The organism is Stenotrophomonas testudinis, from assembly GCF_024499815.1.
In the GTDB taxonomy this organism is placed as follows: Bacteria; Pseudomonadota; Gammaproteobacteria; order Xanthomonadales; family Xanthomonadaceae; genus Stenotrophomonas.
In genome coordinates, this window is record NZ_JAMOKY010000004.1 from 109,259 (window position 1) to 128,303 (window position 19,045).

General features: G+C 68.2%; 18 protein-coding genes. 5 read left to right on the forward strand and 13 right to left on the reverse strand.

Features of this window, described 5'->3' with window-relative positions; all coding sequences use genetic code 11:
* Nucleotides 1-38 precede the first annotated feature (38 nt).
* Complete coding sequence (gene purU, locus NQ204_RS04250; protein WP_116864342.1) at nt 39-890, reverse strand: formyltetrahydrofolate deformylase; 852 nt, start codon at nt 888-890, stop codon at nt 39-41.
* A gap of 69 nt (nt 891-959) precedes the next feature.
* Nucleotides 960-1,838 carry a hypothetical protein gene (locus tag NQ204_RS04255; RefSeq protein ID WP_256643169.1) on the reverse strand — a complete coding sequence of 293 codons (879 nt, stop codon included), beginning with the start codon at nt 1,836-1,838 and terminating at the stop codon, nt 960-962.
* Nucleotides 1,839-1,973: 135 nt separating this feature from the next.
* Between NQ204_RS04255 and NQ204_RS04260 the strand changes: the two genes are divergently transcribed.
* A complete protein-coding gene (locus tag NQ204_RS04260) occupies nt 1,974-2,885 on the forward strand; it encodes a LysR family transcriptional regulator (RefSeq protein ID WP_256643170.1) in 912 nt (303 codons plus the stop codon).
* Between the two features lie 2 nt (nt 2,886-2,887).
* Here the strand turns inward: NQ204_RS04260 and NQ204_RS04265 are convergent, their stop codons facing one another.
* The 3 genes from NQ204_RS04265 to NQ204_RS04275 all read right to left on the reverse strand — a co-directional run bounded on the left by NQ204_RS04265 (nt 2,888) and on the right by NQ204_RS04275 (nt 5,423).
* Complete coding sequence (locus NQ204_RS04265) at nt 2,888-3,991, reverse strand: NADH:flavin oxidoreductase/NADH oxidase (protein WP_256643171.1); 1,104 nt, start codon at nt 3,989-3,991, stop codon at nt 2,888-2,890.
* A gap of 159 nt (nt 3,992-4,150) precedes the next feature.
* On the reverse strand, nt 4,151-4,957 hold the full coding sequence (locus NQ204_RS04270) for an NAD-dependent protein deacetylase (protein WP_116864346.1): 807 nt from the start codon (nt 4,955-4,957) through the stop codon (nt 4,151-4,153).
* A gap of 43 nt (nt 4,958-5,000) precedes the next feature.
* Entirely contained in the window at nt 5,001-5,423 is a 423-nt protein-coding gene (locus NQ204_RS04275; RefSeq protein ID WP_116864347.1) for an acyl-CoA thioesterase, read from the reverse strand.
* 93 nt (nt 5,424-5,516) lie between these two features.
* On the opposite strand from NQ204_RS04275, the gene NQ204_RS04280 reads away from it, so the two are divergent.
* Complete coding sequence (locus NQ204_RS04280) at nt 5,517-6,152, forward strand: LysE family translocator (protein ID WP_256643172.1); 636 nt, start codon at nt 5,517-5,519, stop codon at nt 6,150-6,152.
* Between the two features lie 106 nt (nt 6,153-6,258).
* Here the strand turns inward: NQ204_RS04280 and NQ204_RS04285 are convergent, their stop codons facing one another.
* From NQ204_RS04285 to NQ204_RS04295, 3 genes are all read right to left on the reverse strand, one after another.
* A complete protein-coding gene (locus NQ204_RS04285) occupies nt 6,259-6,510 on the reverse strand; it encodes a hypothetical protein (RefSeq protein ID WP_116864349.1) in 252 nt (83 codons plus the stop codon).
* A 448-nt stretch (nt 6,511-6,958) separates the two neighbouring features.
* Complete coding sequence (locus NQ204_RS04290; RefSeq protein WP_116864350.1) at nt 6,959-7,978, reverse strand: ribonucleotide-diphosphate reductase subunit beta; 1,020 nt, start codon at nt 7,976-7,978, stop codon at nt 6,959-6,961.
* A 125-nt stretch (nt 7,979-8,103) separates the two neighbouring features.
* Entirely contained in the window at nt 8,104-10,515 is a 2,412-nt protein-coding gene (locus NQ204_RS04295) for a ribonucleoside-diphosphate reductase subunit alpha (RefSeq protein ID WP_116864351.1), read from the reverse strand.
* A 567-nt stretch (nt 10,516-11,082) separates the two neighbouring features.
* On the opposite strand from NQ204_RS04295, the gene NQ204_RS04300 reads away from it, so the two are divergent.
* Entirely contained in the window at nt 11,083-11,889 is an 807-nt protein-coding gene (locus NQ204_RS04300; RefSeq protein ID WP_116864352.1) for a DUF2884 family protein, read from the forward strand.
* Nucleotides 11,890-11,989: 100 nt separating this feature from the next.
* Here NQ204_RS04300 and zapE read toward each other — a convergent pair whose 3' ends face one another.
* Together zapE and NQ204_RS04310 are read right to left on the reverse strand one after the other, a co-directional pair.
* On the reverse strand, nt 11,990-13,090 hold the full coding sequence (zapE, locus tag NQ204_RS04305) for a cell division protein ZapE (protein ID WP_256643173.1): 1,101 nt from the start codon (nt 13,088-13,090) through the stop codon (nt 11,990-11,992).
* Complete coding sequence (locus tag NQ204_RS04310; protein ID WP_256643174.1) at nt 13,087-13,758, reverse strand: alpha/beta hydrolase; 672 nt, start codon at nt 13,756-13,758, stop codon at nt 13,087-13,089. Before NQ204_RS04310 ends, zapE begins: the two co-directional genes overlap by 4 nt.
* A 44-nt stretch (nt 13,759-13,802) precedes the next feature.
* On the opposite strand from NQ204_RS04310, the gene NQ204_RS04315 reads away from it, so the two are divergent.
* Entirely contained in the window at nt 13,803-14,660 is an 858-nt protein-coding gene (locus tag NQ204_RS04315; RefSeq protein ID WP_256643175.1) for an EamA family transporter, read from the forward strand.
* A gap of 60 nt (nt 14,661-14,720) precedes the next feature.
* On the opposite strand, the gene NQ204_RS04320 is transcribed toward NQ204_RS04315, so the two are convergent.
* The 3 genes from NQ204_RS04320 to NQ204_RS04330 form a co-directional block, all read right to left on the reverse strand.
* Nucleotides 14,721-16,166: an ExeM/NucH family extracellular endonuclease gene (locus NQ204_RS04320; protein WP_256643176.1), complete on the reverse strand. Its 1,446-nt coding sequence runs from the start codon at nt 16,164-16,166 to the stop codon at nt 14,721-14,723.
* 209 nt (nt 16,167-16,375) lie between these two features.
* On the reverse strand, nt 16,376-16,894 hold the full coding sequence (locus NQ204_RS04325) for a c-type cytochrome (RefSeq protein ID WP_116864840.1): 519 nt from the start codon (nt 16,892-16,894) through the stop codon (nt 16,376-16,378).
* Between the two features lie 209 nt (nt 16,895-17,103).
* The gene (locus tag NQ204_RS04330; protein ID WP_256643177.1) at nt 17,104-17,721 is read right to left on the reverse strand and encodes a TetR/AcrR family transcriptional regulator; all 618 of its coding nucleotides are present in this window, start codon (nt 17,719-17,721) and stop codon (nt 17,104-17,106) included.
* 158 nt (nt 17,722-17,879) lie between these two features.
* Between NQ204_RS04330 and NQ204_RS04335 the strand changes: the two genes are divergently transcribed.
* A complete protein-coding gene (locus NQ204_RS04335; RefSeq protein WP_256643178.1) occupies nt 17,880-19,043 on the forward strand; it encodes an isovaleryl-CoA dehydrogenase in 1,164 nt (387 codons plus the stop codon).
* Nucleotides 19,044-19,045: the final 2 nt, after the last annotated feature.

The window sequence follows — 19,045 nt, forward strand, 5'->3', positions numbered from 1 at the left end:
CGCAACGTCCGGTGAGAACTGCGTGGAGGCGGGGCCCCTCAGCGGAACACGACCGTGCGATGCCCGTTGAGCAGGATGCGGTGCTCCACATGCCGGCGCACGGCGCGCGCCAGCACCTGTGATTCGGTATCGCTGCCCAGCCGCACCAGCTCGCGCGGCGCCATCGCGTGGTCCACGCGGGCCACGTCCTGTTCGATGATCGGGCCTTCGTCCAGATCCTCGGTCACGTAGTGCGCAGTGGCGCCGATGATCTTGACCCCACGCGCGTGCGCCTGGTGGTACGGCTGCGCGCCCTTGAAGCTGGGCAGGAAGCTGTGGTGGATGTTGATCGCGCGGCCGGCCAGGGCACGGCACAGCGTGGGTGAGAGGATCTGCATGTAACGCGCCAGCACCACCAGGTCGATGCGCTCGCGCTCGACCAGATCGATGATCTGCTGTTCCTGCACCGCGCGCGTGTCCGCGTTCACCGGCAGGTGATGGAACGGCACCTGGTAGGACGCGGCCAGCGGCGCGAAATCGGCGTGGTTGGACGCCACCGCGGCGATATCCACTTTCAGCTGGCCACTATGGGCGCGGAACAGCAGATCGTTCAGGCAATGACCCTGCTTGCTGACCAGCACCAGCAGGCGCGCGCGGCGGCGGCCGTCGTGCAGCTGCCAGTCCATGCCGTAGTCGGCGGCCAGCGCGGCCATCGCCGCATGCACGGTATCCAGCGGCAGGCTGGCGTCGCGGTCAAAATGCACGCGCAGGAAGAAGCGTCCGCTCTCCTCGTCGCCGAACTGCTGGGCGTCGAGGATGTTGCAGCCGTGGTCGAACAACAGCCCGGACACGCGGTAGACGATGCCGGTGCGGTCGGGGCAGGACAGGGTAAGAATGGAATCGGGGCGCATCGCCCGAGTTTAGGGCAGCGCCGTGGCGGCGGGGACGATGGTCACCGATGCAACCGTGTGCGCCGATGATCAGCGTGGCGCCTCCATCAGCGCCTGCAGTGCCCGCAGCGCCTGACCGTCGTTCTCCCAGCCCAGCGCGGTGGTCGTCAGCTCGCCGTCCTTCAGCAGATGGAAGGTGGGCGTCTGGCCGGTGCGCAGCGCCGTCCAGGCCGGGCCGGGCTGCAGCGGCTGCATCGGCAGATCGGGATGGGCACGGTTCCAGTCCAGCATCTGCTGGCTGGGCCAGCTCTGGTCGTTGGGCACCACCAGCTGCAGGTGTGGCCGCAACCCGGCGAACGCGGGATCGGTGGTGATCGCCGCCAGGGCACGCTGCGAGAAACCACAGTACGGATGGACCAGCGCCACGACCTGCCAGCCCTGCTGCGGCAGGGTGCGGCGGACGGCGTGGTCGGCGTCTGAAAGCACCAGCACCTGGCGCGCCGCCACCATATCGCCGGTGATCTCGGGCAGGACCTTGGCATCCAGGCCGGCGTCGGCGCGCAGCGCATTGGCCTGGGCGAACCGACGCTGTGCGATCAGCGCACGGTGCAGTTCATCGGCGCGGGCCTTCTCGGCATCGCGCTGGCCCCGCAGACGCGGCAACAGGCACTGCATCTGGTCCAGCCGCTGCGCGTCCGGCGCGTAGAAGTTGACCAGCTGGGTGGCCGCGAATGCATCCTCCACGCGCTCGGCCGGTACGGCCTGGCAGCTTTCGGCAAGCATCGATGCCAGCGGATCGGCCTGATAGGCCGCCTGCAGGCGCTGCACGCGCTCGGCCAGTGGCACCGCCCGCGCGTCCTCGTCGATGGCCAGCAGGCGGTCGGCCAGAGGGGTCGGGGCGGCGGACACGCCGGCGCTGGCCAACAACAGCAGCCCACCCGTCCAACGACGCAGCGCGATCGGCTTCATGCGGCCTCCTTCCCCATGGATGCAGGCAGCCTAGCGCGGTCGATGGGCACACACCAGATGCGGACGCGACAACGCTGCGCGGCTTGGTACAGACCCAAGCGATACTTGCCCTCCCGCATGGCAAGCTGGTCGGTCATGAACCTGTTGCAGCTCATCCGCAGCTTCACCCGCACCGCAGAGACCGGCAGCATTGCCGCCGCGGCCCGCCACCTTGGCATCAGCGCCACCGCCGTGGGCCAGAACATCAACCGGCTGGAAGCCCACCTGGGCGTGCGCCTGCTCAACCGCAGCACCCGGCAGCTGGCGCTCAGCGAGGCCGGTGCGGTGTACCTGGCGCAGGTGCGGCACATCGAGGCCGACCTGGCGCGCGCGCAGGCGATGGTCACCGCCGGCGACATCGAACCGTCCGGGCCGCTGCGCATCGCCAGCAGCAGCGCGTTCGGCCGCCACGTGCTGGCACCGCTGCTGCCCAGCCTGCAGCAGCGCTACCCGCAGCTGCAGCTGGAACTGCGGCTGAGCGATCGCGCCGTGCAGCATGGGCCGGAAGCGGTGGATGCGAGCATCCGCATCGGCGCGCAGCTGGAAGACGGGCTGGTGGCGCGGCCGCTGGCGCGTATTCCGTTCGTGTTCTGTGCGTCGCCGGCGTATCTGAAGGCGCACGGCACGCCGGCCGATCCGGCCGCACCGAATGGCCATCGCGGCCTGCTGCACCGCTTCCCCACCGATGGCCGGCCGCTGCGCTGGGGCCTGCTGAAGGACGGACAGCGGGTGGACGCTGCGCTGCCGCCGAGCATGGTCTGCGATGACATCGACGCGCTGGCCGAACTGTCCGCTGCAGGTGCAGGCATCACCCGGCTGGCTGCATTCGTGGCCGAACCCTATCTGCGCGATGGCCGCCTTCAGGCGGTGTTCGATCCGACCAGCGACTGGCAGCCGGAGCCGATGGAGGTGTTCTTCTGCGTGAGCGATCGCCGCGATTTCACCGCGAAGATCCGCGCGCTGTTCGAGCACCTGCAGGCCGGCATCGCGCCGGCCTGGCAGGTCTGAGGCTAACGCGCGCGGAACACGTTGCGCGCTTCGCGCGGCTCGCAGCGCAGGTACTGCGGCGACGGCACCACGCTGTCGCCCAGCGCGGCAGCGGCGTGCCACGGCCAGCGCGGGTCGTACAGGATGCCGCGGGCCAGGGCGATGGCATCGGCCTGGTTGTGGCGCAGGATCGATTCGGCCTGTTCCGGCTCGGTGATCAGGCCGACCGCGATGACCGGCATGCGCAGCTTCTTGGCCTTGATGGCCGTCGCGAACGGCACCTGGTAACCCGGGCCGACGCTGATCTTCTGGCGCTCGTCGAGGCCGCCGCTGGACACGTGCAGGAAGTTGCAGCCACGTGCGTCGAGGATCTGCGCCAGCGCTTCGCTCTGCACCAGGTCCCAGCCGCCATCGACCCAGTCGGTGGCGGAAATGCGCACGCCCACCGACACCTTGTCCGACACCGCTTCGCGCACCGCATCGAACACTTCCACGAGCAGGCGCAGGCGGTTCGGCAGCGAGCCACCGTAGCCGTCGGTGCGGCGGTTGCTGAGCGGCGACAGGAACTGGTGCAGCAGGTAGCCGTGCGCGGCGTGGATCTCGATCAGCTCGAAGCCCAAGCGCTCGGCGCGCACCGCGCTGGCGGCGAAGGCGGCGATGACCTCGGCGATGCCGGCTTCATCCAGCGCCTCCGGTGCCGGGTCAGCGGCATGGAACGGCACCGGCGACGGCGCCACCGTGGTCCAGCCACGGGCATCGTCGGCCGGCAGCTGGCGGCCACCGTCCCACGGGCGGGCGGTGGAGGCCTTGCGACCGGCGTGGGCCAGCTGGATGCCGAGCGGCATCGACGACCAGCGGCGCACGCTGGCCAGCACCTGCGCCAGGGCGGCCTCGGTCTCATCGTCCCACAGGCCCAGGTCGGCCCAGCTGATGCGTCCGCGCGGTTCGACCGCGGTGGCTTCCAGGATCAGCAGGCCGGCGCCGGACTGCGCCAAGTTGCCCAGGTGCATGGCGTGCCAGTCGCTGGCGCGGCCCTCTTCGGCGGAGTACTGGCACATCGGCGCGATCACGATGCGGTTGGGCAGGGTCAGGGGGCCGAGGGACATCGGCGAGAACAGCTGGCTCAAGACGGTAAGGACATGCGGAGGGGGTGCGTATTGCACCGCTGCAGAGCCTGCGGATCAACCATCTGGATGGATCGCTGTTTCGCGCGACCTGGTGCAGCCGAGCGTGGGCTCGGCTCTACAGAAGCAGGCATCCCTTGTAGAGCCGAGCCCACGCTCGGCTCAGAGCATGGCCCAGCCCGCCAACGCCTCGGCGCAGTCCCGTTCATCCTTGAACTGCAGCAGGTCATCGGCACGGGTGCGGCCGCGGTTCAGCGCCGCCACCGGCAACCCGGCCCTGGCCGCAGCCTGCACGAAGCGGAAGCCGGAATAGACCATCAGCGAGGAACCCACCACCAGCACGGCATCGGCCTGCTGCAGGTGCTCCTGCACGGCCGCCACGCGCTCGCGCGGCACGTTTTCGCCGAAGAACACCACATCCGGCTTCAGCAGGCCGCCGCAGTACGGGCAATCCGGCACCACGAAGGCGGAGAAGTCGGTTTCCAGGTCGGCGTCACCGTCCGGAGCGATGCCCGCTTCCAGCGCGTCCCAGCCCGGGTTGGCTTCGAGCAGCCGCTGCTGGAAATCCCCGCGCCCGCTGCGGCGCTCGCAGCCCATGCAGCGCACCCGATCCAGCCGCCCGTGCAGATCGATCACGTTCTGGCTGCCGGCGCGCTGGTGCAGGCCGTCCACGTTCTGCGTCAGCAGCACCTGCAGGGTGCCGCGGGCTTCCAGCGCGGCCAGCGCCTGGTGGGTACCGTTGGGCAGGGCGAGGCCGAAGCGCGGCCAGCCCAGCAGGCTGCGCGCCCAGTAGCGCTGGCGGGTGGCCGCCTCGCCCATGAAGGCCTGGTAGGTCACCGGCGGCGTGCGTTTCCACTGGCCGTCGGTATCGCGGTAATCGGGGATGCCCGAGGCGGTACTGCAGCCGGCGCCGGTCAGCACGAACAGGCGTTGGGCGCGGTCGATGAAGTCGGTCAGCGGCGGGGTCATGGCAGCGAAATGGGGGCGCGCGGGCGCCCCCGCAAGCGCGTGGTCAGCTGGCCGGGTCGGCCGCCGCGGCGCCCGGCAGGCGCGGCACGGCGGTCGGCTGGCCATCCTCGCCCAGCGCGATCATCACGAAGTGGCCGCGGGTGCACAGCTTGCGCTCGCCGCTGTGCAGGTCTTCGGCAATCAGCTCCACCTCGACCTTCATCGAGCTGCGGCCCACTTCGACGATGCGACCCACGGTTTCCACCATCTGGCCGATGCGGATGGGCAGCTTGAAATCGACCTGGTCGCTGCGCGCGGTCACCACCGTGCGGCGCGAATAGCGGGCGGCGGCGAGGAAGGCGGCCTTGTCCATCCACGCAAGCGCCTGGCCACCGAACAGGGTGCCCATGTGGTTGGTGTGGTTGGGGAAGACGATTTCAGCCATGCGCACTTCGATGGGCGGCACGGTTTCGGGGATGGGGGTCATGGCGGGGCCATCGGTGTGGGGTGCGGCAATTTTAAGCCAGGCCCGGTGCAGGCGGCGCTACACTGCGCCACGCCCACCGCACGGAACGCCGCCATGCCCGCCGCCACCGACCTGCTGGCCTTCGCCCTGCTGTCGCTGGGCATGGTGCTCACGCCTGGGCCGAACATGGTCTACCTGGTCTCACGCTCGATCTGCCAGGGCCGTCGCGCCGGGCTGGTGTCGCTGGGCGGGGTGGCACTGGGCTTTCTGTTCTACATGCTGTGCGCGGCGCTGGGCATCACCGCCCTGCTGATGACCGTGCCCTTCGCCTACGACACGCTGCGCATCGGCGGCGCGTTGTACCTGCTGTACTTGGCTTGGCAGGCGGTGAAGCCGGGCGGCCGCTCGCCCTTCGCGGTGCATGCATTGCCCGTGGACAGCCCGCGCCGGCTTTTCGCGATGGGCTTCCTGACCAACCTGCTGAACCCGAAGATCGCGGTGATGTACCTGTCCCTGCTGCCGCAGTTCCTGCACCCGGACGGCCACGGCAGCGTGCTGGCCCAGTCGGTGGTGCTGGGCTTCACCCAGATCGCGGTCAGCCTGGCGGTGAACACGGTAATCGTGCTGATGGCCGGCAGCATTGCGGCGCTCCTGGCCGCGCGGCCGAGCTGGCAGGCCGCGCAGCGCTGGCTGATGGGCACGGTGCTGGCCGGGCTGGCCGTGCGGATGGCGGTGGAAGGGCGGCGGTAAGACCGTTGGTAGCGGTAGCGCCGGGCCATGCCCGGCGAGCGCGCAGCGCGGTCGATGTTTCCCGCCGCGCCGGATGGATTCCGCCGGGCGTGGCCCGGCGCTACCTTCAATGGTGGGTCGGTCCGGCAACCAGCCGCTCCACGGTTTCCGCGCAGCGGCGGCCGTTGATGGCCAGGCACAGCATGGCGTGGGTGGCTTCCGCCGGTTGCTTGCCCTGCAGTGGTGAGGTGCTGCCGTTGGCCTGGGCAAGCTGGTGGTCGCAGAGCAGCAGCTCGGTGCCTTCGATGCCCTGCATCAGGCGGCGCAGGCGCAGCAGTTGGTGATTGAGTTCGTGCGCGTTCGTCGGATCGGTACTCATGGTGGTGCCTCCATTACGGATCAGGCCACCGGTGAGGGTGGCGGACGATGCGTGGCTGCAATCCCGGTCTATCGACTGAAAAACCGGAAGGCACAAGGCCTCCACGCACCGCCCGCCGCAGAAGTACGACGGGTCGCCAACCGCCGCCGGACAGTTGCCGACGACGGTTGACGAGCGTATCAGTCGATAGGATTCGGGATTGCAGTCCCGGCTGCTGGTTCGCCAGCAGCGCGCCATGATGCGCAGCGGAATCCGCGTGATTCCAGAGGCTTACGCGACATGCAGACATCTTGTGGGCAGAGCCGACGCGTTGGGTCGTGATCGACCGTCGATGCGGTTTGCGTCATTGCGCGCTGCGCGCGTGAGTCGAGCATGGCTCGACTCTACAGAAACAAAAAAACCCCGGCATGGCCGGGGTTTTCCGTTGCGACAAACCTGACCGGTTCGATCAGAAGTTCATGTCGAAGGCGACTTCGCCCTGCACGCCGACCTGGTAGGCCGAGGCGCGGCGTTCGAAGAAGTTGGTCAGTTCCTGCACGTCCTGCAGTTCCATGAAGCTCAGCGGGTTGCGCACGTTGTACTTGCGCTCCATGCCCAGGCGATGGAAATGGTTGTCGGCGCAGTGCTGCAGGTACTGGCGCATGTCACGGGTGGAGATGCCCGCCACGCCACCGGACAGCACGTCCTCGGCGAACTGCACTTCGCACTCGATGGCTTCGGCCAGCATTTCGTAGACGTCCTGCTTCATCTTGTCGTCGAACAGGTCCGGCTCTTCCTCGCGGATCACGTCCACGCACTCGAAGGCGAAGTCCATGTGCGCGCTTTCGTCGCGGAACACCCAGTTGGTGCCCGAGGCCAGGCCATTGAGCAGGCCACGCGAACGGAAGTAGTAGACGTAGGCGAACGCAGCGAAGAAGAACAGGCCTTCGATGCACGCGGCGAAGCAGATCTGGTTCAGCAGGAACTGGCGACGCTCTTCGCGGGTCTCGATGCGCTTCAGGTTCTGGATCGAGTCGATCCACTTGAAGCAGAAATCAGCCTTCTTCTTGATCGAGTCGATGTTCTCCACCGCGTCGAAGGCTTTGGCGCGCTCGTCCGGATCCGGCAGGTAGTTGTCGAGCAGGGTCAGGTAGAACTGCACGTGCAGCGCCTCTTCATACAGCTGGCGCGACAGGTACATGCGGGCTTCGGGCGCGTTGAGGTGCTGGTACAGGTTCAGCACCAGGTTGTTGGACACGATCGAATCGCCGGTGGCGAAGAACGCGACCAGACGGTGGATCAGGTGGCGCTCACCCGGCGACATCTTGCTGTGCAGGTCGCTGATGTCGATCTGGAAGTTGATCTCTTCCACCGTCCAGGTGTTCTTGATCGCGTTCCGGTACATGTCATAGAACTGCGGGTAGCGCATCGGGCGCAGGGTCAGTTCAAAACCGGGATCGAGCAGCATCTGCTTGGGCGTGTCGGCCATGGGTGTTTCCTTATCTTCTCGGGTCAAAACGCCGGGCTTGGCCCGGCGCTGCCTTGTCATTTGCGCAGCCGAGCATGGCTCGGCTCTACAGGTGCGAGGTGCCGGCGGGGCCGGCACGGCGCGTCTTATTGGCAGGCCTCGCAGGCTTCCGGGTTTTCCAGCGAGCAGGCGATGGCCTCTTCCGGGCTGAACACCTTCTCCGGCGCTGCAGTGGCGGTGTGGCTGACCGTGGTCTTGGCGATCTTGGTGGCCGGGCGCGAACGCAGGTAGTAGGTGGTCTTGATGCCCTGCTTCCAGGCGTACATGTACATGGAGGACATCGCGCCGATGTTCGGGCTTTCCATGAACAGGTTGAGCGAGGCGGACTGGTCGATGAAGGCGCCACGGTCGGCCGCCATGTCGATCAGCGAACGCATCGGCAGTTCCCACGCGGTGCGGTAGACGTGGCGCAGCGTTTCCGGAATCTGCGTGATGCCCTGGATCGAGCCTTCGGCCAGCTTGATGGCGTCGCGCATTTCCGGGGTCCAATGGCCCAGCTTCTTCAGCTCATTCACCAGGTAGCGGTTGACCTGCAGGAAGTCACCGGACAGGGTTTCGCGCTTGAACAGGTTGGACACCTGCGGTTCGACGCACTCGTAGCAGCCGGCAATCGAGGCGATGGTCGCGGTCGGGGCAATGGCGATCATCAGCGAGTTGCGCAGGCCGTGTTCCTTGATGCGCTCACGCAGGGTGTCCCAACGCTCGGCATCTTCCGGCACCACGTTCCAGGCATCGAACTGCAGCTCGCCGCTGGCCGCACGGGTGTCGGCGAAGGACGGGTGCTTGCCGCGTTCCTGGGCCAGCTCAACCGAGGTTTCCAGCGCGTGGAAGTAGATCGTTTCGGCGATCTTCTTCGACAGCGCGCGTGCTTCGGCGCCGTCGAACGGCAGGCGCTTGCGGAAGAACACGTCCTGCAGGCCCATGCAGCCCAGGCCGACCGGACGCCAGCGCAGGTTGCCACGGCGCGCCGATTCGATCGGGTAGAAGTTCAGGTCGATCACGCGGTCGAGCTGGCGCACGGCCAGGCGCACGGTGTCGGCCAGCTTGTCGAAATCGAACTCGCCGTTGCCGTCGAAGTGGTTGCCCAGGTTGATCGAACCCAGGTTGCATACTGCGGTCTCTTCCGCCGAGGTGACTTCCAGGATTTCGGTGCACAGGTTGGACAGGTGGATGACGTTGCCGGCGCGCAGGGTCTGGTTGCTGGCGCGGTTGCACTTGTCCTTGAAGGTCATCCAGCCGTTGCCGGTCTCGGCCAGGGTACGCATCATCCGCGAGTACAGCTTGCGCGCGGAGATGGTGCGGTTGGCCTTGCCCTGTGCTTCGGCCTGCAGGTACGCGGCCTCGAAGGCTTCGCCGAACAGGTCGGTGAACTCCGGCACGACGCGCGGATCGAACAGCGACCATTCCTGGTCGGCTTCGACGCGCTTCATGAACAGGTCCGGGATCCAGTTGGCCAGGTTCAGGTTGTGCGCACGGCGCGATTCGTCGCCGGTGTTGTCACGCAGTTCGAGGAAATCCTCGATGTCGGCGTGCCAGGTTTCCAGGTAGACGCAGGCCGCGCCCTTGCGCTTGCCGCCCTGGTTCACCGCAGCCACGGACGAATCCATGGTCTTCAGCCACGGCACGATGCCGTTGGAGTGGCCGTTGGTGGACTTGATGAGCGAACCACGCGAACGCACGCGGGTGTAGCTGACGCCGATGCCGCCGGAGAACTTGGACAGCTGGGCGATGTCGCCGTACTTGGAGTAGATCGACTCCAGCGAATCCTGCGGCGAATCCAGCAGGAAGCACGAGGACAGCTGCTCGTGGGTGGTGCCGGAGTTGAACAGGGTCGGGCTGGACGGCAGGTAGTCCAGGTTGCCCATGCGCTTGTACAGCGCCAGGGCCTCGGCCACGTCCTCGCTGAGTGCGCTGGCGATGCGCAGGAAGAACTGCTGCGGGGTCTCGATCACCTTGCGGGTGTGCGGGTGGCGCAGCAGGTAGCGGTCGTACAGGGTACGCAGGCCGAAGTAATCGAAGTTGAGGTCCAGCGAGATGTCGATGGCATCGTTGAGCTTGCGTGCGTTGGTCTGCACGAAGTTCAGCAGGCGGTCGTTGATCAGGCCGACTTCGTGGCCACGGCTGACCGACTGCGAGAAGGCGTAGATTTCCTGGCCCGACACTTCCTTGGCGATGTAGTTGGCCAGCAGGCGCGCGGCAAGGCGGCCGTACTCGGGCTCTTCACCGATCAGCAGGGCGGCGGTGCGGATGGACAGTTCGTCCAGTTCACGGGTGGTGGCGCCGTTGTACAGGCCGGAGATGGTACGGGTGGCCACGCGCATCGGATCGACGGCGTGCAGGCCTTCGGAGGAACGCTGCACCGCGCGCACGATCTTGTTCAGATCCACCAGCTCGGTCGTGCCGTTGCGCTTGGTCACGCTCATCGCGTTGGCCGTCGGCGGCGACGTCAGCAGGAATTCGCTTTCCTTCTCGATGGTGGCGCTGGATTCGGTGGTCACGGCGTGTGTCCTCTTGGCGTGATTGGGGGTGCTGTATGCATCAGGGTTGCTCGACCTGGGACATGACAGCCCAGGGTGGCAGGACGGCGTCGCAGGAGGTGAGACCCTGCGCCTTCCACTGCCGGTTGGCGATCGCTGGCGGGTACCGCGGTAGTGCCCCGTTGCGGACCCCAAGCCATGGGGTCGTTGCGACCGACGGCCACAAGATAGTGGGGGTAATGGGGGCCGTCAACGCCAAATGTAGTGAAATTTGGTAATCCCTTGCGGCGCAAGGATCATGCCATCGGCGCCGCGTCTGGACGCTTTGGACCTGCCGGAACGGGCTGCGCAGTCAAGCCCGGAAGGCGTCACATCGGCGGTACAACGTGCTGCGGAAACGGAACAATGACAGCTTCACATGACAGTGATGAAGCTGGCTAGGGACAACCCTGTGGATAGGTGGTGGGCAGCCGGTGGGAAAGCCGGTATGGCCGGAGCGATGGCCATCGGGCAGTGACTTCCGGCCGGTGACGGCACCGTGCGGGCGCGGGATGCTGTGGTCCTGCACTGACCGGAAAGGATTCCACCATGCGCCTGCCCCTGCCCCCCGTTGCCCTGCTGGCCTGCCTGGCCACCGCACCCGCGATGGCCGCCGACGCCCCGAAGCTGCGCTCGGACCAGTGCGGCATGCGCACCGACTACGACGTGCTGGTGGACAGCGGTGGCATCTGGCTGCGGCATGGCCCGCAGGCGCCGCACGAGGTGGTGTTCCACGATGGCGTGCTGAGCCTGGACGACACGGTCGTGCCGGTCAGCGAGGCCGACGCCGCCCGCCTGCGGCAGATGGAGGCCGGGGCGCGGCAGCTGATGCCGGCGGCCACGGCGCTGGCCCACGAAGTGAGCGGCCTGAGCTTCGACGTGCTCGACGGGGTCTATGAGAGCCTCACCGGCACCGCCAACAGCCGCAAGGTCCGGCGCCTGCGCCGGCAGGCCGATGACTGGATCGGCGGCACGCTGGGCAAGGGCTACTGGGAACAGGCGGTGTTCGGGCCGGGCTTCGAGACCAAGGTGCAGGACATGGCCGAGTCGCTGTCCGCGTCCATCGTCCGCAGCATGCTGTGGCAGATGGTCACCGGCCGCAGCGATGCGATGGAGGAGCGCGCCGACCGCCTGGACGCGCAGATGGAACAGCAGCTGGAAGGCCGCGCCGAGCGCATCGAGGCCCGCGCGCGGGCGCTGTGCCCGCTGGTGGCCGCCGTGGCCGAGGCCCACGACGCGCTGGAGGTGCGCTACCAGGGGCAGCCGCTGCGGCTGATCCAGCGCAGTGAGGGCGTGCAGGTGGCGGCCAGCACGCGTGAGCAGCCGCAGGATGATGCGGTGGCCCCGAGCCGGTAAGCGCGCCGCGCTGTTGTAGAGCCGAGCCGCGCTCGGCTGCCTTCGGCGCATCATGCAGAAGCGGCCGAGCATGGGCTCGGCTCTACAGCCAGCGGCCCCCTCACGCCCGGTGCGGGGTGCCCAGGTACTCGGCGCTCTGCATTTCGATCAGGCGCGAGGCGGTGCGCTCGAAGGCGCCCTGCAGGCGTTCGCCGGCATACAGTTCCACCGGCGAGGTGCTTGCCGTGCAGACCAGGTTGACGTGACGGTCGTACAGCTCATCGATCAGGTTCACGAAGCGGCGCGCGGCATCTTCGTTCAGGCGGTCGAAGGCGGGAATGCCGCCCAGCAGCACCGTGTTGAACTCGTGCGCGATCTCGATGTAATCCGACGGGCCGCGCGGGCCTTCGCAAAGCGCGGCGAAATCGAACCAGGCGATGCTCTTGCCGCGGCCCCGCACCGGAATCTTGCGGCCCTCGATCTCGATGTTGCCGGCCTTGGCCGGCTGCCCGCCACTCAGTTTGCCCCAGCGGCTGGCCAGCCAGCCATCGCTGTCGGCAGCCAGCGGCGCGCGGTACACCGGCGAACGGGTCAGCGCGCGCATGCGGTAATCCTCGGTTCCCTCGGCGTACAGCTCCACGCAGTAGCGCTGCAGCAGGCCGATGGCCGGCATGAAGCTCTCGCGCTGCAGGCCGTTCAGATACAGGTTCTCGACCGCCGTATTGGAGGTGGTGACCAGGGTCACGCCCTCGGCGAACAGGCGCTCAAGCAGGCGCGCCAGCAGCATCGCATCGCCGATGTCGGTGACGAAGAACTCGTCCAGCACCAGCACGCGCAGGTTGCTGCGCCATTCCTGGGCGATCTTCGCCAGCGGGTCGCTCTGCCCCTGGTGCTCGCGCAGGCGCTCGTGGACGCTGCGCATGAAGCGGTGGAAGTGCGTGCGGTACTTCTGCTTGATCGGCAGGCCGTCGTAGAACAGGTCGACCAGGAAGGTCTTGCCACGGCCGACGCCGCCCCAGAAGTACAGGCCCTTGACCGGCTCGGGCTTCTTCCAGAACGAGGACAGGCGGTCCAGCCAGCCATCCTCGGCGCTGTCGACCAGGCCCAGGTGGATGCGGTCCAGCTCGGCCAGGGCCGCGTGCTGGGCCGGGTCGTCCTGCCAGTCGCCGCTGGCAACCCCGGCCGCGTACCGCTGCGACGGGGTTAACGCCTGCTCGCTCATGCCGCCGCGCCCAGCCAGTGCTTGACGCCATGGGTGAGCGCGCCGCGCAGGTCGATCAGCTTGCGGTGGAAGAAGTGGCTGGTTTCGGGCATGCGCACAAGCTCATGCGGGAAATCGAGCGTCTCCAGCCACTGGTAGACGGCCTGCGGGTCGACGATCTCGTCCTGCTCACCCTGGATGACCAGCCAGCGGGCCGGTGGCTGCACGCCGCTGAAATCCCAGCGGCCGGCCGGCGGCGCGATCGAGATCAGCGCTTCCGGCTGCAGTTCGCCTGCGGCTTTCAGCGAAACGAAGGAGCCGAAGCTGAAACCGGCCAGCCACAGGCGGTCGTCCGGGCGCTGGCTGCGCACCCAGGCGGTGACCGCCTTGAGGTCGTCCTGTTCGCCCACGCCGTGGTCGAAGCGGCCGGCCGAGCCGCCGACGCTGCGGAAGTTGAAGCGCACCGTGGCGATGCCCAGCTCGCGCAGGGTGGTGGCGGTCATGGTGACCACCTTGTTGTGCAGGGTGCCGCCTTCGGTGGACAGCGGGTGGCAGATGACGGCCACGATCGGCTGCACCGGCACATCGGCCTTGGGCAGGTCGACGACCACTTCCAGCGGGCCGGCCGGGCCGTCCAGTACGAGGCAGGCGGTTTCGCCGGGGGCGACGGGGAACGAGGGCTTGTGCATGGCACCATGATACCGTCCCCCGCCCCTGCCCTGTGCCCTGCCCCATGCTCTACCTGTCCCTGGCCGTGATCTGCAGTGTGCTGGTTTCGGTGGTGTTGAAGCTGGCCAACCGCCGCGCGCTGGACGTGCCACAGATGGTGACCTGGAACTATCTGGTCGCCGCCACCCTGACTGCCGTGGTGCTGCAGCCACCGCTGGAGGCGCTGCGCGCGCCGCATGCACCGTGGCTGTCACTGCTGGCGCTGGCGGTGGTGCTGCCGTCGATCTTCCTGGTGCTGGGCCGCGCGGTGGCAGTGGCCGGCATCGTCCGCACCGACGTGGCCCAGCGCCTGTCGCTGCTGCTGTCACTGGCCGCGGCCTTCCTGTTCTTCGGCCAGACCGCCACGCCGTGGAAGCTGGCCGGTCTGGGTCTGGGCGTGCTGGCGATGGTGGCTATCAGCCTGCGCCCGCGTGGGCCGGCAGTGGCGGCCTCGCCGGGTGGCTGGGGCTGGCTGCTGGGCGTGTGGGGCGGCTTTGCCGTGGTGGACGTGCTGCTCAAGCAGGTGGCGCTGTCGGGCACGCCGTCGATGGCGGCGGTGCTGGCCAGCTTCAGCGTGGCCTTCGTGCTGATGCTGGTGCTGCAGCTGTGGCGGCATGCCAGCGGGCGCAGCCGGCTGGCCTGGCGCAACCTGGGGGCCGGCGCGCTGCTGGGCCTGCTCAACGGCGGCAACATCCTCTTCTATGTGCATGCGCACCAGTCGATGCCGGACAGCCCGGCCACGGTGTTCGCCGGCATGAACATCGGCGTGGTGGTGCTGGGCGCGCTGGTGGGCGTGTTCGCCTTCGGCGAGGCCACCACCAAGTGGAACCGCGCCGGCCTGGCGCTGGCGGTACTGGCGATCGGGTTGATCGCCTGGGGGTGAGGCCGCCGGGCATGGCCCGGCGCTACCCGTTCAACGCGCCGGGCGTGCCCCGGCAAATCCTTATTTACCGAAACCCAGCAGCAGCGGGTCGTGGTCGGAGCTGCGCCACGGGCCCGGCACGCTGCGGCCCTGGTAGCCGCTGGCGTCCTGTTCGTCGGCGTTGCTGTGCCATTCGGCGGCCGCGCGCAGGCGCTTGGCCATGCCCGGGCTCAGCAGCGCGTGGTCGAGGCGGCCGGTATAGCCGTTGTAGACGTAGCTGTAGGGGTGCTCGACCTTGGCCACCTTGAAGGCGTCCTGCCAGCCGAGGTCATGCAGGGTGCGGATCGGGTCTTCCTGCGCATAGGCGTTGAAGTCGCCCAGCAGCACTGCGTCCTGGGCACCGGTGCCGGTCGGGTTGGTCTGCAGCCAGTCGTTCAACTGCTGGGCCGAGGTGACGCGGGTGGCGTTCCAGCAGCCCTGGCCGTCGTTGCGGTCGGCATCGGCGCCTGCAGCCTCGCGGCAGCCCTTGGACTTGAAGTGGTTGGCGACCACCACGAACGGCGCGCCCTGCTTGGCCTGGAACGCCTGCGCCAGCGGCACGCGGCTGTGCTCGACGAACGGGCCGCCGGTCAGCGTGGCCGGCTTGCCCAGCGGCTGCAGGCGGCTGCTGCGGTAGATGATGCCGACGCGGATCGGATTGTCGCCCGGGCCGTTGCCGGCGTCGACGAAGCGCCAGTCGCCCTGCGCACCGCGGTCGCGGTTGAGCGCATCGACCAGTTCGGCAATGGCCGACTGCGGGCCGTAGCCGTCGTTTTCCAGTTCCATCAGCGCGGCGACGTCGGCGCCGAGCGAGTTGACGGTGGTGACCAGCTTGGCCACCTGGGCCTTGTGTTCGTCCAGCGTCCGCGCGCCGCGCAGGGTCGGGAAACCACCGCCCTGGCCATCACCGTTGAAGAAGTTCTCCAGGTTGAAGGCGGCGATGTGCAGGTCGCCGGCCACCTTCGGCACCGCCGGGCGCTGCAGGTCCGGCAGCTTCAGCGTGCCCTGCACCTGCAGGCTGGGGCGGCCCTGTGCATCCACCCGCACGATGCCTTCCACGTTGCGCAGCTGCATGCCAGTGCGCAGCACCGGGTTGCCAGGCAGGTACGGCACGCTGCCCGGGTCGCGGGCATCGCTGCCGTCATCGAGCACCAGGCGGCGGCGCTGGTTGTCGGCCATTACCTGCTCGATGCCGGCGGTGCCCGGCGCGGCCACTTCGGTGGGCTGCCAGAGGCGGCCATCGAAGGCCACGGTGAGCTGGCCGAAGCGCTCCAGGCCATCGGTGCCGGCCAAGGTGAGCGGAGCGGCGATGCGCACGTGCTGGCCGTCCAGCGCGCGCCAGTCGGCCGGGGCCGTGGTCAGCACGACCGGGGCCTTGCTGCGAGCGGTGGTGGAGGTCGGGGTCGGCGCGGCCTGTGGCTGGGCCTGGGCAAAGGCGGTGGCCGGCAGCAGCAGGGACAGGGCAAGGGCGAGGGAACGGCGGCGCATCGACGGGCGACTCCACGAAATGGGCGCACAGACTAACCCCGAAATGTGCAGGCCCGCTTGCAGGCCAGGTTTCGGCCTTGGTAGGCAAAGCCGGGGTGGTGGCAGGGGGTGTCGCAGAGCCGAGCCCACGCTCGGCTGCGCTTGGCCAGCCCGCGCGCAGAGCAGCCGAGCGTGGCCTCGGCTCCACAGAAGGCGGCGTGTTCCGGCGCTTACTTCAGGTTGCCCAGCATCCAGTCCACGGTGGCGTGGATCTGCTCCTCGGTGAGCGCCGGGTTGCCACCCTTGGGCGGCATGATGCCGCCATCCGGGCCGGTGTAGCCCTCGATGGCGTGCTTGTAGAGGGTGTCCTTGCCCTGCGCCAGGCGCTGGTCCCAGTGCGCGTGGTCGAGGGTCGGGGCCTGGCCGACGCCGGTGGTGTGGCAAGCGGTACAGAGGTTGTCGAAGATGACCTTGCCGTCCCTGGTGCCGCCGTAGGCGACCTGCGAAGCGGCCTTGGCCAGTGCGGCCGCCTTGGCTGCGGCCTGCGCAGCGGCGCCGGTGCTGCCGGCATACACCGCGCCGGTGGGCGAGATGCGCTGCTCGGTGCGTTTGGCCGCCGTGGGCGACACCTCGGGCGGTATCCGGGTGTGGATGTATGCCGCCAGGAGGATGAGGCCGAGGGTGATGGCCGCCAGCAGCGCGATCACCATGGAGAAGCGTTTCAGGAACTCCAGATCGTAATTCCGCACTCTTCGTTACCCCTGGCTGATAGTCGTTGGACCACGGCTGAGCGACTGCGTGATGGGCCGAGTATAGAACGCGCTTCGCGTGCGACAACAGGCGTCGATGCTGGTGCGGCGCAGCATGCGGCCGTGGCCGCCTCGCCTTTGTAGAGTCGAGCCATGCTCGACTGCTTTCGCCAGGCAGCGCGGCAACAGCCGCCGGGCATGGCCCGGCGCTACCGTTTTGCGGGGGTGCCGATCGCGCGCAGGCAGAAGCTGCAGATCGCATCCACCAGCGCGCCTTCGTCGCGGTGTACTTCGCGGCTGGGCGCGGTCGGGCCGACCATCGCTTCGGTGAAGGCACCGACCAGGCAGGCGGCGGTGGCATGCGCGTCCTGCGCGGGCAGTTCGCCGGCGGCCACGCCCTCTTCCACCAGGCGCAGGAACACATCACCGAAGGCCCGGCGCCCGCGCATGCGCTCGGCCTCCACGTCCGGGTCCACCGGCTCGACGATGAAGGCATGGGCCAACCCCGGCCCGGCCAGGGCGCGGCGGACGAAGGCGGTGATCGCCAGGCGCAGGCGCTCGCTGGCCACCTCGGGCCCGCTGGCGATGCGCTCCATGATCTCCACCTCGTGGGCCACGGCGGCGTTGAGCACCTCCACGAACAGCTCGGCCTTGGACGGGAAGTGCCGGTAGATCAGCCCGGTGGACACCCCCGCCTGGGTCGCCACGGCGGTCACCGGGGCGTTGCGCCAGCCGCCGGCAGCGACCAGCTCGCGGGTCGCCAGCAGGATCCGTTCACGGGCGCCGGCCAGCCGTTCTTCCATCAATGCAGAGCGTTTGTAGGCCATATCCTGATTCTATTTTCAATTTTTGAATTTGTATTCACTTCTTTCCCGAACCCCGCTACGCTGGGCCCATCGCCCGTGCTGGCCGCTGCTTTCAACAGCCTTCAGCATCCCCCTGACGGGTGCGTCCATTCCCCCACCTTCCTCGTGGAGCCGCCGCAATGCACGTGCCATCCCTGAACTTCGATCTTGGCGAAGAGATCGACCTGCTGCGCCAGAGCGTGGCCCATTTTGCCGCTGCCGAGGTCGCTCCGCTGGCCGCCGAGGCCGATGCCACCAATCAGTTCCCGCTGGCCCTGTGGCCGAAGCTGGGCGAACAGGGCCTGCTCGGCCTCACCGTGGAAGAAGAATACGGCGGCACCGGCATGGGTTACCTGGCCCACGTGGTGGCGATGGAAGAGATTTCGCGCGCCTCCGGCGGCATCGGCCTGTCCTACGGCGCGCACTCCAACCTGTGCATGAACCAGCTGCGCAAGAACGGCAACGAGGAGCAGAAGCAGCGCTTCCTGCCCGGCCTGTGCAGCGGCGCCCTGGTCGGTGCGCTGGCGATGAGCGAGCCGGGCGCCGGTTCGGACGTGGTGTCGATGAAGCTGCGCGCGGACAAGCGCGGCGACCGCTACGTGCTCAACGGCAACAAGATGTGGATCACCAACGGCCCCGATGCCGACGTGCTGGTGGTCTATGCAAAGACCGACATGGACGCCGGTGCCAAGGGCATCACCGCCTTTCTGGTCGAGAAGGGCATGAAGGGCTTCAGCACCGCGCAGAAGCTGGACAAGCTGGGCATGCGCTCCTCGCCCACCTGTGAGCTGGTGTTCCAGGACTGCGAAGTGCCGGAAGAGAACGTGCTGGGCCAGGTCGGCGGCGGCGTGCGCGTGCTGATGTCCGGCCTGGACTACGAGCGCGTGGTCCTCTCCGGTGGCCCGCTGGGCCTGATGGCCGCGGCCATGGACGTGGTGATGCCGTATGTGCACGAGCGCCACCAGTTCGGCGAGGCGATCGGCAGCTTCCAGCTGATCCAGGCCAAGATCGCCGATATGTATGTGGGCCTGGGCGCCTGCCGCGCCTACGTCTACGCCGTGGCGCGCGCCTGCGACCAGGGCCGCACCACCCGCCAGGACGCCGCCGGCGCCATCCTGTATGCCGCCGAGAAGGCCACCTGGCTGACCGGCCAGGCGATCCAGATCCTGGGCGGCAACGGCTACATCAACGAATACCCGACCGGCCGCCTGTGGCGCGACGCCAAGCTGTATGAAATCGGCGCCGGCACCTCGGAGATCCGCCGCATGCTGATCGGCCGCGAACTGTTCCAGCGCACCCTGTAAGG

Bases quoted from the DNA above. Each gene is read 5' to 3' on its own strand.
- NQ204_RS04300 (WP_116864352.1), top strand. From the start codon at position 11,083: ATGCGCCTGCCCCTGCCCCCCGTTGCCCTGCTGGCCTGCCTGGCCACC.
- NQ204_RS04255 (WP_256643169.1), bottom strand. From the start codon at position 1,838: ATGAAGCCGATCGCGCTGCGTCGTTGGACGGGTGGGCTGCTGTTGTTG.
- NQ204_RS04310 (WP_256643174.1), bottom strand. From the start codon at position 13,758: ATGCACAAGCCCTCGTTCCCCGTCGCCCCCGGCGAAACCGCCTGCCTC.
- zapE (WP_256643173.1), bottom strand. From the start codon at position 13,090: ATGAGCGAGCAGGCGTTAACCCCGTCGCAGCGGTACGCGGCCGGGGTT.
- NQ204_RS04285 (WP_116864349.1), bottom strand. From the start codon at position 6,510: ATGAGTACCGATCCGACGAACGCGCACGAACTCAATCACCAACTGCTG.
- NQ204_RS04270 (WP_116864346.1), bottom strand. From the start codon at position 4,957: ATGACCCCGCCGCTGACCGACTTCATCGACCGCGCCCAACGCCTGTTC.
- purU (WP_116864342.1), bottom strand. From the start codon at position 890: ATGCGCCCCGATTCCATTCTTACCCTGTCCTGCCCCGACCGCACCGGC.
- NQ204_RS04335 (WP_256643178.1), top strand. From the start codon at position 17,880: ATGCACGTGCCATCCCTGAACTTCGATCTTGGCGAAGAGATCGACCTG.
- NQ204_RS04315 (WP_256643175.1), top strand. From the start codon at position 13,803: ATGCTCTACCTGTCCCTGGCCGTGATCTGCAGTGTGCTGGTTTCGGTG.
- NQ204_RS04280 (WP_256643172.1), top strand. From the start codon at position 5,517: ATGCCCGCCGCCACCGACCTGCTGGCCTTCGCCCTGCTGTCGCTGGGC.
- NQ204_RS04290 (WP_116864350.1), bottom strand. From the start codon at position 7,978: ATGGCCGACACGCCCAAGCAGATGCTGCTCGATCCCGGTTTTGAACTG.
- NQ204_RS04275 (WP_116864347.1), bottom strand. From the start codon at position 5,423: ATGACCCCCATCCCCGAAACCGTGCCGCCCATCGAAGTGCGCATGGCT.
- NQ204_RS04330 (WP_256643177.1), bottom strand. From the start codon at position 17,721: ATGGCCTACAAACGCTCTGCATTGATGGAAGAACGGCTGGCCGGCGCC.
- NQ204_RS04260 (WP_256643170.1), top strand. From the start codon at position 1,974: ATGAACCTGTTGCAGCTCATCCGCAGCTTCACCCGCACCGCAGAGACC.
- NQ204_RS04320 (WP_256643176.1), bottom strand. From the start codon at position 16,166: ATGCGCCGCCGTTCCCTCGCCCTTGCCCTGTCCCTGCTGCTGCCGGCC.